This is a genomic window from Pantoea sp. Mb-10 (genome assembly GCF_021272205.1).
In the GTDB taxonomy this organism is placed as follows: Bacteria; Pseudomonadota; Gammaproteobacteria; order Enterobacterales; family Enterobacteriaceae; genus Pantoea.
Map to the genome: position 1 here is coordinate 50,526 of NZ_JAJSDX010000005.1, position 14,898 is coordinate 65,423.

18 protein-coding genes are annotated in these 14,898 nt (G+C 52.6%); 11 read left to right on the forward strand and 7 right to left on the reverse strand.

Annotation, left to right across the window (positions count from 1 at the left end):
* The first annotated feature begins 36 nt into the window (after positions 1–36).
* The 4 genes from LU196_RS11635 to LU196_RS11650 all read left to right on the forward strand — a co-directional run bounded on the left by LU196_RS11635 (position 37) and on the right by LU196_RS11650 (position 1,533).
* On the forward strand, positions 37–315 hold the full coding sequence (locus LU196_RS11635) for a hypothetical protein (protein WP_232757662.1): 279 nt from the start codon (positions 37–39) through the stop codon (positions 313–315).
* Positions 316–501: 186 nt separating this feature from the next.
* Positions 502–747: a regulatory protein YcgZ gene (gene ycgZ / locus LU196_RS11640; protein ID WP_232757661.1), complete on the forward strand. Its 246-nt coding sequence runs from the start codon at positions 502–504 to the stop codon at positions 745–747.
* 180 nt (positions 748–927) lie between these two features.
* Positions 928–1,215, forward strand: a complete 288-nt coding sequence (locus LU196_RS11645) for a hypothetical protein (RefSeq protein WP_232757660.1) — start codon at positions 928–930, stop codon at positions 1,213–1,215.
* Between the two features lie 51 nt (positions 1,216–1,266).
* Entirely contained in the window at positions 1,267–1,533 is a 267-nt protein-coding gene (locus tag LU196_RS11650) for a biofilm development regulator YmgB/AriR family protein (protein WP_232757659.1), read from the forward strand.
* Between the two features lie 213 nt (positions 1,534–1,746).
* Here the strand turns inward: LU196_RS11650 and LU196_RS11655 are convergent, their stop codons facing one another.
* Positions 1,747–2,046, reverse strand: a complete 300-nt coding sequence (locus LU196_RS11655) for a hypothetical protein (RefSeq protein ID WP_232757658.1) — start codon at positions 2,044–2,046, stop codon at positions 1,747–1,749.
* Positions 2,047–2,298: 252 nt separating this feature from the next.
* Here LU196_RS11655 and LU196_RS11660 point away from each other — a divergent pair, with 252 nt between their 5' ends.
* Positions 2,299–4,653: a phosphoketolase gene (locus LU196_RS11660; protein WP_232757657.1), complete on the forward strand. Its 2,355-nt coding sequence runs from the start codon at positions 2,299–2,301 to the stop codon at positions 4,651–4,653.
* A 30-nt stretch (positions 4,654–4,683) separates the two neighbouring features.
* On the opposite strand, the gene LU196_RS20360 is transcribed toward LU196_RS11660, so the two are convergent.
* From LU196_RS20360 to LU196_RS11685, 6 genes are all read right to left on the reverse strand, one after another.
* On the reverse strand, positions 4,684–4,806 hold the full coding sequence (locus LU196_RS20360; RefSeq protein WP_255697692.1) for a hypothetical protein: 123 nt from the start codon (positions 4,804–4,806) through the stop codon (positions 4,684–4,686).
* 41 nt (positions 4,807–4,847) lie between these two features.
* Complete coding sequence (locus tag LU196_RS11665) at positions 4,848–5,651, reverse strand: hypothetical protein (RefSeq protein ID WP_232757656.1); 804 nt, start codon at positions 5,649–5,651, stop codon at positions 4,848–4,850.
* On the reverse strand, positions 5,652–5,849 hold the full coding sequence (locus tag LU196_RS11670) for a hypothetical protein (protein WP_232757655.1): 198 nt from the start codon (positions 5,847–5,849) through the stop codon (positions 5,652–5,654).
* 249 nt (positions 5,850–6,098) lie between these two features.
* Complete coding sequence (locus tag LU196_RS11675; RefSeq protein WP_232757654.1) at positions 6,099–7,157, reverse strand: YeiH family protein; 1,059 nt, start codon at positions 7,155–7,157, stop codon at positions 6,099–6,101.
* 100 nt (positions 7,158–7,257) lie between these two features.
* Positions 7,258–7,770, reverse strand: coding sequence for a GNAT family N-acetyltransferase (locus LU196_RS11680; RefSeq protein ID WP_232757653.1), 513 nt, complete (start codon positions 7,768–7,770; stop codon positions 7,258–7,260).
* A gap of 117 nt (positions 7,771–7,887) precedes the next feature.
* Positions 7,888–8,178: a hypothetical protein gene (locus LU196_RS11685; RefSeq protein WP_232758234.1), complete on the reverse strand. Its 291-nt coding sequence runs from the start codon at positions 8,176–8,178 to the stop codon at positions 7,888–7,890.
* 497 nt (positions 8,179–8,675) lie between these two features.
* On the opposite strand from LU196_RS11685, the gene otsB reads away from it, so the two are divergent.
* The 6 genes from otsB to motB all read left to right on the forward strand — a co-directional run bounded on the left by otsB (position 8,676) and on the right by motB (position 14,892).
* The gene (gene otsB, locus LU196_RS11690) at positions 8,676–9,455 is read left to right on the forward strand and encodes a trehalose-phosphatase (protein ID WP_232757652.1); all 780 of its coding nucleotides are present in this window, start codon (positions 8,676–8,678) and stop codon (positions 9,453–9,455) included.
* 5 nt (positions 9,456–9,460) lie between these two features.
* Positions 9,461–10,894, forward strand: a complete 1,434-nt coding sequence (gene otsA / locus LU196_RS11695) for an alpha,alpha-trehalose-phosphate synthase (RefSeq protein WP_232757651.1) — start codon at positions 9,461–9,463, stop codon at positions 10,892–10,894.
* Between the two features lie 1,024 nt (positions 10,895–11,918).
* Entirely contained in the window at positions 11,919–12,269 is a 351-nt protein-coding gene (flhD, locus tag LU196_RS11700) for a flagellar transcriptional regulator FlhD (protein ID WP_232757650.1), read from the forward strand.
* Positions 12,269–12,847 carry a flagellar transcriptional regulator FlhC gene (flhC, locus tag LU196_RS11705; RefSeq protein WP_232757649.1) on the forward strand — a complete coding sequence of 193 codons (579 nt, stop codon included), beginning with the start codon at positions 12,269–12,271 and terminating at the stop codon, positions 12,845–12,847. Before flhD ends, flhC begins: the two co-directional genes overlap by 1 nt.
* A 132-nt stretch (positions 12,848–12,979) precedes the next feature.
* Positions 12,980–13,867, forward strand: coding sequence for a flagellar motor stator protein MotA (motA, locus tag LU196_RS11710; RefSeq protein ID WP_232757648.1), 888 nt, complete (start codon positions 12,980–12,982; stop codon positions 13,865–13,867).
* Positions 13,864–14,892 carry a flagellar motor protein MotB gene (gene motB, locus LU196_RS11715; RefSeq protein ID WP_232757647.1) on the forward strand — a complete coding sequence of 343 codons (1,029 nt, stop codon included), beginning with the start codon at positions 13,864–13,866 and terminating at the stop codon, positions 14,890–14,892. The genes motA and motB overlap by 4 nt, the downstream gene beginning before the upstream one ends.
* The last annotated feature ends 6 nt before the right edge of the window (positions 14,893–14,898 follow it).

A 14,898-nucleotide genomic window follows, 5' to 3' on the forward strand; every position in this document is an offset into this window, starting at 1 on the left:
GAACAAAGCGAAAGCCCACTTTCTCAGGAGGTAATAATGGAAAACGCAGAGCAAAATGTCATCGGTGAAGCTGCCTACGCCTTGCTGATGCGACGTGAGGCGGTGACGGTCAGCAGCCTTGTTAAAGAACTCGGCCGCATGGCTGAGAATAACGTTTCGCCTGAGCGACATCAGGAAATTATTGGCGCCCAGCAGTGGCTGTTGGCGCATCGCGGGCATTCAGAACCCGACAACCGAACCGTTTCCCCATTACGCGGTTTGAGCGCGCAATCCGGCAGTGTGCGCATGCCTTCCGACGAAAAAAATAAAAAGTAGCGTGCCGGGCATCAGGCCCGGACGCGATACGGCAAAAATCCTGTCTTCCTAATCTTTCCCAATAGCATTTTTTGCAAAAATTGCCTGCTACGAATTTCTATAGAATTTCTGTATAGATTTAAGGTGTTTTGTACAATTTTATTCGGGTGTAGCGCCCGTTTTTTTGATCACTTGTTGGGGTGACTTATGCGTCAGAACGGATATGTACCAGGTTCGGTCGAAGCCATTGCGAACTATTTTAGTAAAGCGACGCTGCCGTCACAGCAGGAAACGCTGGGTAAAATCGTGGTAGAAATTCTGCGTGAAGGCCGTAGTTTGAATCGTAAGTCCCTGTGCACAAAGCTATTACGCAAGCTGGAGTGCGCACAGAACACCGAAGAAGAGCACCATTATCAGCAGCTCATTGGCTTACTGTTTGAGCGCGAAAACTGATACAGATTTTCGCAGAAACTGATACATTGTTCATTGTCCAGGTTGTACAACTATAAGTCTTTACTCTGATAACGTGCTTTTTATGTATAACTTGTGACGCGCTCGCCGCGCTACGCTTATTATGCAACGCCGTTTCTCTGCCGTAATGTCATTCAGGTAAGCGGCAATCAGAGATATGCCATGAATCAAGATGAAAAACAGAAATTAATCGACGAAATAATTGGTGAGGCGACGCTCGCGCTCTTAGAGCGCGCGGGGCCAGTCAATACCAGCGCATTAATTGAACAATTAAATGCGATGCACACCCAAGCGTCGGATGAAACGCAGCGTGAGGCAATAAGCGCTGCAATAAAAGAAGTGCATCACAGTCTGTCGTCAGGTCAAAAAACGCGAGAGAAGCAGGGGAGCAGTGATAACGTTCACCAGCTATTCACTCACTCGCCGCAAACTGACGGAAGAAAACACTGATTCTTCTGGGTATAATAAGCGTTTTATCGCTAACATGACGGTACGGGAATTATGGCGAATAATTACAATATTTATGATGCGCTGCCTGACACGGCGCTCGCAAAACACTTTCGGGAAGCGGGCGAATCACTGGGCAATGAGGCCACGGTATTGGGCACTATTATTCGTAATTTGCTGGCAACGGAAGGCAAGGTCAGTAACAAGTCGGTGATTTTACGTCTGATTATGGCGTTGGAAGCCACAGAGGATGAAGCGCAGGCGGCGACGCTAAGACGTACGCTGGAGATCGTGGTGGGATACACGCCAGACGACGCCTGATCGCACTCCCACCGCTTTACTCCTTTAGGTATTTGCACCGCACGCGACGCTGCCCGCGTTTATTATTCCGGCCCGCTTTTTTCGTGGCTGTGGGCGCTAACTGCTTTGTCTCGGCACGTCGCAAGTTCCCCTTCTCTGTCTCGCCTGCGACGGCTAATCCGAGCAAAGTATCCGCTAAACGCCTTTTATCCCTTTTTTATACACCCTGTAGCGTTATCTCAGCGTAATGGTCGGCTGGCCAGGAACATTAACCGAAACGTTCCGGGTAATTTTTGCAGCCGTACGGCGATGGCGGGAGATATTGCATTTAAGCAGCCAGCTTTGAAACTGTTTACGTAAAACTCCTGCATCTTCTGCACTATTAACACAACAAATAAACAGCTGACTGAGCGTCTGATGATTATTGGCAGTGGCATATAATTCAAATTTATCGCTGCGCGGATGAATCTCAATGGCGCTAAATTTCAAGTGTTGCCAAAGATTGAGTCTGGCCTCAAATTTTGTAAATTCCACGTTATTATCCTTATACATTCTCATAACATCGTCGCCCGAAGGCTGAAAGTAAAATAGCTGAAGATCAGAGAAATGCCATGTGAGTGGGCAATATTTTTGTAAGGTTTTCGATCGATTACCTATTTGAACGGTCGAGTCGCATTCGCGTTACGTTTATAACGGTAAACGCGCGCTCGTCACTCCCCACAGGTTCGCAGCTTCACCCGATCTCTATTAGCTTTAATAGACGATAAATATGTAAAGGGGGAAGGCATGGCGAATGCGATGGCAATTGAAGAGTTCACCTTACTGGATCGCTACTGGCGCGCCGCGAATTATCTGTCGGTAGGGCAGATTTATTTAATGGAAAATCCACTGCTGCGCGAGCCGCTCAAAGCGGAGCACATCAAGCCGCGCTTGCTGGGACACTGGGGCACGACACCAGGACTGAATTTTATTTACGCGCACCTGAATCGCATTATTCGACAGCGGAAGGTCGATCTTCTCTACGTGTGCGGACCCGGCCACGGCGGGCCGGGCATGGTGGCGAATGCGTGGCTGGAGGGCAGCTACAGCGAGATTTATCCGCACGTCAGCGAGGACGAAGCGGGCATGCAGCGACTGTTTAAACAGTTCTCTTTTCCCGGCGGTATACCCAGCCACGCCGCACCGGAGACGCCAGGGTCAATCAACGAAGGAGGCGAGCTGGGCTATTCACTGGCGCACGCGTTTGGTGCCGTCTTTGATAATCCTGATTTGATTGTACCCTGCGTGATTGGCGACGGCGAAGCGGAAACCGGCCCGCTTGCGGCCAGCTGGCACGGCAGCAAATTTCTTAATGCCGCGCACGACGGCGCGGTGCTGCCGATTCTGCATTTGAACGGCTATAAAATTGCCAATCCCACACTGCTAGGGCGCACACGCGACGAGGATTTAATGCAGCTGTTCAGCGGCTATGGCTACGAACCGCTGTTTGTTAGCGGCCATGAGCCCAGCGACATGCACCAGCAGATGGCCCAAGCGCTGGACCGCGCATTTGACCGTATTGCGTTTTACCAGCGGCAGGCGCGCACGGGGCAGGCTGAGAGCGAGGTTCCACGCTGGCCGATGATCATTCTGCGCAGCCCCAAAGGCTGGACCGGACCGCAGCAGGTTGATGGCAAAAAAGTGGAGGACTTTTGGCGCGCCCATCAGGTGCCGGTTTCCGCCTGTCGGGAAAATGCGGCACACCGAGAGATTCTGGAAGCGTGGTTACGCAGCTATCAACCGCAAGAACTGTTTGATCAACACGGACGTCTGCGCGCCGACATTCGTGCGCAGGCACCCGAGGGCGACAAACGCATGAGCGCGTCACCCTATGCCAACGGCGGTCGTCTGCGACGCGACCTCAAGGTGCCGGACATCCGGCGCTTTGCCCTGCAAATTGACCAACCCGGCAGTACCGAAGGGCAGGCCACCGCACAATTTGGCCACTACCTCAGCGAAATTTTTCGCCTGAATCAGGACAATTTTCGGCTATTTGGCCCGGATGAAACCGCATCGAACCGGCTGTCAGCCGTATTTGACGTGACAGAGCGGCGCTGGATGGCGCCGCGTGAACCGTATGACGAACAGCTGAGCCGTGAAGGAAGGGTGATGGAAATCCTGAGCGAGCATCAGTGTCAGGGGTGGCTGGAAGGGTATCTGTTAACCGGCCGTCACGGCCTGTTCAACTGCTACGAAGCCTTTATCCACATCATCGACTCGATGTTTAACCAGCATGCGAAATGGCTCAAGGTGGCGCGTAAGCTGCCCTGGCGCCAGCCTATCTCCTCGCTCAATTACCTGCTCTCCTCGCACGTCTGGCGACAGGATCATAATGGCTACAGCCATCAGGATCCCGGCTTTATGGATCACGTGGCGAACAAAAAAGCCGATATCGTGCGCATCTATTTGCCGCCCGATGCGAATACCTTGCTGTGGGTAGGCGACCACTGTCTACGCACGTGGGATCGCATCAATGTGATTGTGGCAGGTAAGCAGCCGTCGCCGCAGTGGCTGGACATGGAAAGCGCTATCGCCCACTGTGAAGCGGGCATGGGGGAGTGGCGCTGGGCCAGTGACGAAGGGGAGCCGGACGTGGTGATGGCTTGCGCAGGCGATGTGCCAACCATTGAAACGCTGGCAGCGGTGGACCTGCTGCGTGACGCTGTGCCTGGGGTGCGCGTGCGCGTCGTAAACGTGGTCGATCTCATGGCCCTGCAGCCCCAGGCGATGCATCCACATGGCAAATCTGATGACGCGTTTGATGCGCTGTTCACGCCGGACAAACCGGTGATTTTTGCCTTCCACGGCTACCCCAGCCTGATTCATCGTCTGACCTATGCGCGTACCAATCATCGCAATTTTCACGTGCACGGTTTCAACGAAGAGGGCACCACCACCACGCCGTTTGATATGACGGTATTAAACGGACTTGATCGCTATCATCTGGCCCAAGCGGCTATCCGTCATACGCCGTCGCTGGCAGCGCGTCACGCGGATGTGCTGGCGGATCTGGAGGCGAAACTCGCCCATCATCAGGCTTACGTAAGGGAAAAAGGAGAGGATCTGCCAGAGGTGCATAACTGGCGCTGGAAAGGGAGATAAAAATAAACCGCCTGAGCGGCGGTTTAACGTTTAATCCGGCTGCTTATCGCCGGATTCAGGCGCGCCGGTATCATCATCTTTCGCCGGTGCGTCTGGCGCAGGCGTACGGGAATGATCATCAGGTAGCTCGCCATGCAGAGGACGATCGGTCATAACACTCTCCTTGCTCATTCGGTCAGGTCAAAAAAGTATAATTATGCCTCGTCGTGGCAGCCAAGCGGCGAGGAGCGAATTATTTTGCGTTGAGGCTGATCGAGTGCCAGTGCGCTCGCGCTGGCCGGATCAAACAGCGACAAACTTTCAATCTGCGACACCATAATCACTTTACGGAAGTCGAGCGCCGATTTGGGCTCAGAAACAAAATTGATGCTGTGCTGGTCATACCATCGGCTGTAATTATGCTCAATGGCCAGATTGAGGGTGCGGGCATCGCGATAGCCGCTCAGCATAGGAATGATCACGATATTCGCGGTATTCGCATATTCAAACGTCGCGGCGTGAATCATACCGATATAAATGCGGCGAGATTTCAACGTCACCCACGCCAGTTCGCCTTCCTCCATACACTGGAGCAGCAATTGCTCGATACCGTTTGAGCGGGAGAGGCGTTGATAGAGGTCTTTACGCCTGCTGGCGGTCAGACGCGCGCTGCCGGCCCAGTTAGAGCGATAAACGCAAAACAGGACGGCAAAGGTAAGCATCACTACGACCGGTGCCTGGATGCCGAGAAAACTCCAGGTCATAAAGTCAACGTGCCAGCGGGCGTGCATCGCCTCGCTCAACGCCAGCGCATTGTTCAGCGCCGATGCGGCCAGTAGCACCAGCCAGATAAAGGCCGTGGCTAATACCCCTTGTACCACGAAAATACAGCCATAAAGCGCGATCAAAAAATAGACGTCCCACCCAAATGAGCGCTTTATTTTCAACCGGCTGGACATGTCGCGGTTGGTGTACCAATAGCCGCACACCATTAACACCATAAAGATTGCCGTTCCCATTTATATATCCTTTAACGCGTCAATATGGCGGGAAAAGTCTCGCTGTACTTCGGGACTCAACGGATTCACCGAGGCATTGCCGTCTTCATCGATAATAATTCTGTCACCTTCCTGAATTGACTCGGCTCTGTCTTCTTGGCTCATGACCTGCAGCAAAGATTCGGGACTGTTGAAAAGTGAAGCAAATAAGCGAAACATAACCCACAATTCCTTTATTCTTAAGAAAAATGAGTATGGCACAACGTGGTGTAAGGCAGATTAAAACAGGAGCGAATGAACGGCATTTCACCGTTTCCAGAATTATCTGTTGAGAGAAAATAAAAAGCGGAGCGTTAATGATTTATTATGCCCAGGATGAAATATTACCGCAGCGGTAAACGTGTTTCGTATATTGGCGCTTCGCTTAAATAAAAAATAAACCACGCGCATTGCGCGCGTGGAGAAGCATTAGTTTACCAACGCGCCAACGCAAAAATTAATTGCGCCGCCGCCAATCACTAACCAAATAAACAGCAGCAGTCCAAGCAGTAGCGGGCGTAAACCGGCCTGTTTCAGCTGGCTGAGGTAAGTCGTTAATCCCAGCGCCGCCATCGCCATGGCCAATAGCACATTGTCGATCTGGTTGATCACCGCTATAGCATGAGCGGGCACAAGGTGCAGCGAATTAAACAGCGCCACCGCGATAAACGCCAGGGCAAACCAAGGGAATGTCACGGGCGTTTTGATGCCGGTTGTTTGGGGCATACAGCGGCGCACATATTCTCCCAGCCCCATTAAAAAGGGGGCCAGCATCATTACTCGCAGCATTTTTGCAATCACTGCCGCGTTTTCTGCCTCCGCGCCCACGGCGTGTCCAGCAGCCACCACCTGCGCCACTTCATGCAGGGTTGAGCCCGTGTAAATACCAAACGCATGCAGCGTCAGGCCAGGCAGCAGAGGCGCGGCAAGATGCCAAATCAACGGATAAAGAAAAATCGCGGCGGTGCCAAACAGTACCACGGTGGCAACGGCCACCGCGATTTTGGCCGCTTCCGCTTTGACCACCGGCCCGGTTGCCAGCACTGCCGCCGCTCCGCAGATGCTGCTGCCTGCGCCGATGAGCCAGACGGTGCGGGCATCCATTTTCAGCCAGCGAATGCCTAGCCAGCAGGCGAGCAGAAAAGTGCTGGATAATGTCAGCACATCGGTGACAACGCCGCTGATGCCGACATCCAGCACCTGCTGAAAGGTCAGGCGAAAGCCGAACAGCACAATACCGATACGCAGCAGTTTCTGCTTGGCGAACTGCACGCCTGCGTCGCAGTGAATATGCAGACGACCGTAAACCGTGTTGCCCAGGAGAATGCCGCCCACGATCGCCAGCGTAAGCGCACCGAGTCCCCATGACGCTACGACAGACAGAGTGCTCAGCCAGGCGGTGCACAGGGCGACGCTTGCGGTCAGCAGGACGCCGGGAATAAGCGGCGCCACGCCGCGTTTTTTTAGAGGGAGGGAAATCTCAGCCATATGCGCTCCTTAGTTGCACACAGCATGCAAAGAAGCGCCTTAAAAGAAAAACTGATTATATCGTTAGATTAAATCTGAATAAGTGGTAAGGCGGCCAACGCTAAATGACCATGCCCAGAATCAGCAGCGTGCTTTGCTGAGACGCAGTGATGAAAGGAATATCTTTAATGTGCTGCATGCCAAACCCTTCCCAGAACTTACGTGCGCGCACGTTTTCCGCCATCACTTCCAGCCACATATACCCTTCGTGTCGGTTGCGCGCCTCACAAATGATCCGTTCAAACATCAGGCGTCCATAGTTTTTGCCGGTGTGGGCAGGATCAAGGTAGAGTTTATTGAGCTGCGCGCCGGTCATGCCTGAGTCGGGTACCGGCGTATTCCAGGTCACTTTCGCGAAGCCAATCGGGCGATCGGTCTCGGCAATTAACCAGCTTTCATGGGTTGCCGCCAGGCTGCTCTGCAACACCGCTAAGCCGTACTCTTTATCGATAAACGCATCCATCTCTTCCGGCGATATCCACATATGTTGAAAATGGGCGCGGTAGGTCATTCGGCCCAATTGATGCAGCAGCGGCGCATCCTCAAACTGGGCGTTACGCAGGCTAAAATTCATGGTGGATATCCTTATTCTTGTGGCGCTGATTACAGCGGGTTCCCGCGCTTGCGCTGTTTTTTCAGGGCGGTAATTTAGCAGGCCAGTGGAGAAAACCCAACCGATGCACGCATGAAATCACCGCCCCATGCGCAGCGCCTCAGCGCGTTTTGCGGTGTCATAAACGTACTGCAACATCGGTTCAAGGTCGGCGTCGGGGCCCGCGCTAATAATTTTGCTGCGTAGCCACACAATTTCGCTGGTGACGTCAGCGGCAAACAGCGCGTTGTTTTGCGCATTGCGCAGCCATTTGAGCAAAAAATTGTTCTGGCTCCGCACGCCGCGCGCTTTACGGGTGTTGGCATGAATTTTAAGCGCCACCAGCACGCAGTAGTAAAAGTGGACGCGCTGACTGTAGCTCTGCGTCATCATAAGTGGCTACCTGCGAAGCATGGGTGGAAGGACGATCGCCATCGATTTTTCATCTTTGTGATTTGCCTGACTCAAGGCGTCGGATGACGCTGAACGGTCTGTTTGCTGCTGGAATTCCCACGGTAAGCGAATCTGCAGCACCGATGCAAGTGAGGAAAATCCGGTAATGCTTCGTCACGTGAGTCTAACTGTGGCATCCGGTACGCGCGGCATCGCCAAGCGAAGCGTGAGAGAAACAGCAGGAATCGCGCCATTTTCGATAGCAATGCGTAAAAGAGCCACTTTGCACAGTGTGTTCGCCGCCCTTTACTGGCGAAACCTCAATTGTTGTCTACACTTATTCGCTCAGATGTTCGTTGTCTGGTTGCTGCGTTGGTACGTCCAGCGAGTATTTTTGGCGTTGACCTCCCCGAAATCTCGTTTCCATTCCTCACGACCTCGCTCGCAACCCGCTTAGAACACTGTTTTGATGAAATCCAGATACAGGAGGAGATGTGACCCCTGCGGTTAATGAAAACAGCACCTTGCCGTCGTTAAGTGGTGGGCTTTACGCCTTCTTTTTTGATGTCGACGGGACGTTGGCGACCATCCAGTCTCAACCCGAGTCCGTTTCAATCCCCGCGTTGGTTCGTCAGCATCTGCAACAACTCTCTAATCTTACTCACGGCGCTGTTGCGCTGGTATCAGGGCGGCCGATTGCACAATTGGATGCGCTCGTTGCGCCGCTGGAAGCGCCCGCAGCAGGCGTGCATGGCGCAGAACGCCGTGATGCCACCGGGCAGATTCATCGTCATACGTTGCCTGATGACATCGCGCAGACTTTGCAGAGTGAGCTGCAAGCCACCCTGGACCAGTGGCCAGGCACGCTGTTGGAGGTCAAAGGCATGGCCTTTGCGCTGCACTACCGCAACGCACCTGATTATGAAAACGCCATACTGGCGTTGGCCCATGATGCCGTAGCGCGCTTTCCGCTTCTCACGCTGCAGCCCGGCAAGTGCGTGGTTGAATTAAAACCGCAGGGTGTGGACAAGGGTGCCGCAGTGCAGGCGTTTATGCAGGAAGCGCCTTTTAACGGACGTATTCCGGTTTTCGTGGGTGACGATCTCACTGACGAGAAAGGATTTTCAGCGGTGAACGCCCTGCAAGGGATCTCCGTGAAGGTGGGTGAAGGTGCCACGCACGCCCACTACCGCTTACAGGACGTTGAGGCGGTCTGGCACTGGCTTGAGCAACTATTATTACAATTAGAGCACGACACAGTTGGTAAGGAGTGAAGGTTATGAGTCGTTTAGTCGTAGTATCAAACCGTATCGCGATTCCAGACGGAAGCAAATCTAGCGCAGGCGGCCTGGCAGTGGGCATTTTAGATGCGCTGAAAAACACTGGCGGTCTGTGGTTTGGCTGGAACGGCGAGATCAGTGAATTTACCGGCGAGGAAGAGGAAGTCTCACAGGTTGAACATGACGGCATCACCTATGCCTCTCTGCCGCTTAATCAAGATGATTACGATCAATATTACTGTCAGTTCTCTAACACCGTGCTCTGGCCCGCGTTTCACTATCGCCTCGACTTAGTGCAATACCAGCGCGAAGCGTGGGAAGGGTATTGCCGCGTTAACCACCTGCTGGCGAAGCGTTTGCAGCCGTTGATCAAGCCAGATGACATCTTGTGGATCCACGATTATCACCTGCTGCCTTTCGCGGCTGAGCTGCGCAAGCTGGGCATTAACAACCGTATCGGATTCTTTCTGCATATCCCGTTCCCGACGCCGGAAATTTTCAACGCACTGCCGCCACATCAAGAGCTGTTAGAGATGATGAGCGACTATGACTTGTTGGGTTTCCAGACAGAATCCGATCGCGTGGCGTTCCTCGACAGCCTGAGTCAGCTCACGCAGCTGCAGAATAAAGGAGAGAAGTGCCATCGCGCCTTCGGCAATACCTTTATGACCGAGGTCTATCCCATCGGGATCGAGCCAGACAGCATTAAAGAGATGGCTCAAGGCCCGCTGCCACCGAAGATGGCGGCCATGAAGCGCGAGCTGGGCGATTTGCAAAATATCATCGCCTGTGAGCGCCTGGATTACTCCAAGGGCTTGCCGGAGCGTTTCCTGGCGTATGAAGCGCTGCTGGAAAACTATCCGGAACATCGCGGTAAAATTCGCTATTCGCAGATCGCACCGACCTCACGCGGTGATGTGCAAGCCTATCAGGATATTCGCGCGCAGCTGCAGACCGAGGCAGGGCGCATCAACGGTAAATACGGCACGCTGGGCTGGACGCCGCTTTACTACCTTAATCAGCACTTCGATCGCCGCCTGCTGATGAAAATCTTCCGCCTCACCGATGTCGGCCTGATCACGCCACTGCGTGACGGGATGAACCTGGTAGCGAAAGAGTATGTGGCCGCGCAAGATCCGGATGACCCGGGTGTGCTGGTGCTGTCACGCTTTGCTGGCGCGGCGCACGAGCTGACCTCTGCGCTGATCGTGAACCCCTATGACAGGGATGACGTCGCCGCAGCATTGAACCGCGCGCTGACGATGCCACGCACCGAGCGTATTTCCCGTTACAACGACATGATGGCCGTGCTGCGCAAGCAAGATATCACGCGCTGGCGCGAAAGCTTCCTGGCGGACTTGGATCGCCTGCCGGTTCGCAGCGCCGATCACGGTACGCAGAACAAGGTGGCCACCTTTCCACGTTTAGCATGAGTCTGGTTAATAAGGCGCATTAATGACGCGCCTTATTAATTCTGACGCGCGATGACGGTAGCCGATGCGTCAGTAAAATTTCCGTTAAAATTCCACCTCACTTCACCGAAAACTGCCGCGGAGAAATCGATTTCATTTTCGCAGTGCGATCCGCGGCAAATTCATCAGAAATTTCCATGATAGTTGCACAAAGAATGTGCGCTTTATCGACAAAATGGTTTTTTTTTACCCCAATCCTAAAGTTTTTGGTGGTCATGCCGATACTTAATGTGCATCGGTATGCAATTTCCGCAATAGATTCATAATCCTAATGTAACCACCAGTTACATCGCTTGCCATATCCTTGACCTCCCTTACAAAACGCTGACGAATCGCAGCGGCGCTGCGCGCATGCTTCACGCGACGTTTACATCACCCATTTATGCCTGCCCAGAAATATTCCCTGTAAGTGATTAATTTAAAAAGGGATAATTCCACCTGTTTTTAGCATTTTATGCTGGCTTGTTCTTCACTGCTGGAAGGTTATCACTTGCTAACGGCAATCATATGGATAAATGCGCAGAAGACGGACGGTAAAAGCGGAGGGGGTAAAATGTGCCTTTTAGGAGGAGTCTTATTAGCGAAACGATTCGCTAATGGCTAAAAAGTGAACAAAATAAAAGCGACGCTGAACCTTTTGGAAAAAAATTTGCCTTAAAAGTGTGACGCAGATCACACTTTATCTAAAATTTCGCTCCACTCACGTTGTATGTCGAAATCAGACGATATAGATTTGCGTTGTTTTCAGATTAGTCCTAAAAAACTGTAAGCAGACGTCACGGAAGATGGTTACAACTCAAGAAAAGAATGGCCTGGAGTTTTGACTACTACTGAATCAGTGTCCCGGCGGGAAGTGAAACAGTTCAGTACATGTTGGTTTAAGCCTGATTATTTTTTGCCATCTTTAGATTTACCAACCAGCAACCCGAACCACAGATAATCTTATTTTGTGGCCGTAAATGTCGTGTTATCAGGATGGAAAAAAATGGGTACATCAGAATTATTAAAACATATTTATGACATCAACCTGTCATATTTGCTTCTCGCACAGCGTTTAATTAACCAGGAAAAAGCCTCTGCAATGTTTCGTTTGGGAATTGATGAAGCAATGGCTGACGCATTATCTCAGCTGACGTTGCCCGAAATGGTAAAATTAGCGGAAACCAACCAGTTGGTGTGCCAGTTCCGGTTCACCGATCACAATCATATTACGCGCTTAACGCAAGAATCACGCGTTGACGATTTGCAGCAGATTCACACCGGTATTTTATTATCGAGCCGTTTACTCCGTAGCGCGTCTAAAAATGACGTGTCTGCGAAGAAGAGGGCGGTATAATGAGCGAAAAAAGTATCGTTCAGGAAGCGCGCGATATTCAGCTGGCAATGGAGCTGATTTCATTAGGTGCCAGACTGCAAATGCTTGAGAGTGAAACCCAGCTCAGCCGCGGTCGACTGATCAAGCTGTATAAAGAGCTACGTGGCGCACCACCGCCAAAAGGCATGTTGCCGTTCTCAACCGACTGGTTCATGACGTGGGAGCAAAATATTCACGCATCCATGTTCTGCAACGCGTGGCAGTTCTTGCTGAAAACCGGCCTGAACAGTGGCGTTGAAGCCGTGATCAAAGCGTACCGTTTGTATTTGGAACAGTGTCCACAATCGGACGAGGGCCCGCTGTTGGCGCTGACGCGCGCCTGGACCCTGGTGCGATTCGTGGAGAGCGGTATGCTGGAGCTTTCGGACTGCAAATGCTGCAGCGGCAGCTTCATTAACCATGCGCACCAACCGCCGGGCAGCTTTGTTTGCAGCCTGTGCCAGCCGCCATCACGCGCGGTAAAAAGACGTAAACTTTCTGCAGAATCTGCCGATACCTTTCCACAACTGCTGGATGAACAGGTTAAACACGCCGTTTAAGTTTGTTCGCATCGTGGAAAACATCCAGCAGCGGTTAACCCCGCTGCTTTTTTTTTGCCCACGGTTTACGGATAACGCCTTCGGCTCTCTGGCTTAACTTCCACCCACACGTTACGGACGTAAGGATTATTTGTGCTGATTATTCTGGGTTATATCGTGGTCGTCGCTTCCGTGTTGGGCGGCTATATGATGGTCGGTGGCCATCTGGGCGCATTATATCAACCTGCTGAGCTGGTTATTATTGGCGGAGCCGGTATCGGCGCATTTTTAGTGGGTAATAACGGTAAGGCGATTAAGAAAACCTTAAAAGCACTGCCTTTATTAATGCGTGGATCAAAATATAACAAATCTGTTTACATGGATTTAATGGCGCTGCTTTATCGCCTGATGGCCAAGTCTCGCCAACAAGGGATGCTGTCGCTGGAACGGGATATTGAAGATCCAAGCCAAAGTGAAATCTTCACTAACTATCCACGCATCTTAGCCGATAAACAATTGGTGGATTTTATTACCGATTATTTGCGTTTGATGGTCAGCGGAAATATGAACGCGTTTGAAATTGAAGCGCTGATGGACGAAGAGATTGAGACTTACGAGCACGAATGTGAAGTCCCAGCGCAAAGTTTATCCGCGATGGGTGATGGCCTGCCAGCGTTCGGGATCGTAGCGGCGGTAATGGGCGTCGTGCACGCACTGGCCTCGGCGGATCGTCCCGCTGCGGAATTAGGCGCACTGGTGGCGCATGCCATGGTGGGAACCTTCCTCGGCATTCTGCTGGCCTACGGCTTTATTTCGCCCCTGGCTTCCGTACTGCGCCAGAAGTGTTCTGAAACCACCAAAATGATGCAGTGCGTCAAAGTGACCTTGCTCTCAAGCCTGAATGGCTATGCGCCGCAGATCGCCGTCGAGTTTGGGCGTAAAACCCTGTACTCCACAGATCGCCCCTCTTTCTCTGAACTGGAAGAGCATGTGCGTAACGCCAAGAATCCGGCGAAACAGACATCGGAAGAGAGCTCATGAAGCATGGCAATCGCCCCATTGTGCTGGTTAGAAAGCGCAAACATAAAGGTCATCATGGCAGTCACGGTTCGTGGAAAATCGCTTATGCCGACTTTATGACGGCGATGATGGCTTTTTTTATGGTGATGTGGCTTCTCTCCATCGCCAGCCCTAAAGAGTTGGTACAAATTGCCGAATACTTCCGTACGCCTTTGAAAGTCGCGTTAACGGGCGGAAATCGCAGCAGTGACAGTGAAAGCCCGATTCCCGGCGGCGGAGACGATCCGACGCGCAAAGAGGGTGAAGTGAAAAAAGTGGTCGATTTGGATGCGCAGAAGAAGAAGCTGGAAGAAATTCGGCTTAATCGCCTGCGGGAAAAGCTCGATCAGATGATTGAAGCCGATCCGCGGCTGAAAGCGCTGCGCCCGCACCTGATCATTAACATGGTGGAAGAGGGACTGCGTATTCAGATTATTGACAGCCAGAATCGGCCGATGTTTAAAACCGGCAGCGCGGAAGTGGAGCCCTATATGCGTGACATTTTACGTGCGATTGCGCCGATTCTGAACGATATTCCGAACAAAATCAGTTTGGCGGGGCATACCGATGACTTCCAGTATGCCAACGGCGACAGAGGATACAGCAACTGGGAGCTGTCAGCCGACCGCGCCAATGCTTCGCGCCGTGAGTTGGTGCTGGGCGGTATGGACGGTTCCAAAATGCTGCGCGTAGTGGGCATGGCCGACACGATGCGTCTGAAAAATCGCGGCGCGAACGATGCAGTAAACCGCCGCATAAGCCTGCTGGTGCTGAACCATGACACCCAGGCTGCGATTGAAAAAGAGAATGCCGAGAGCGACGCCGTTCAGGTGACCGACCCGGCACAGATTATTCCCGAGATTACCGCACCTGCCGGGCCAAAAGCGCCTGCCGCCGCCGCGGGTTCCAGCACCACAGCCCCTGCGGCTGCGGCAGCGGCCCCCACGACAGCAGCGCCGAAAGCAGCGGGCGCGGTGACACCAGACCAACCCTCACAGCCGAGGTGATCCCGT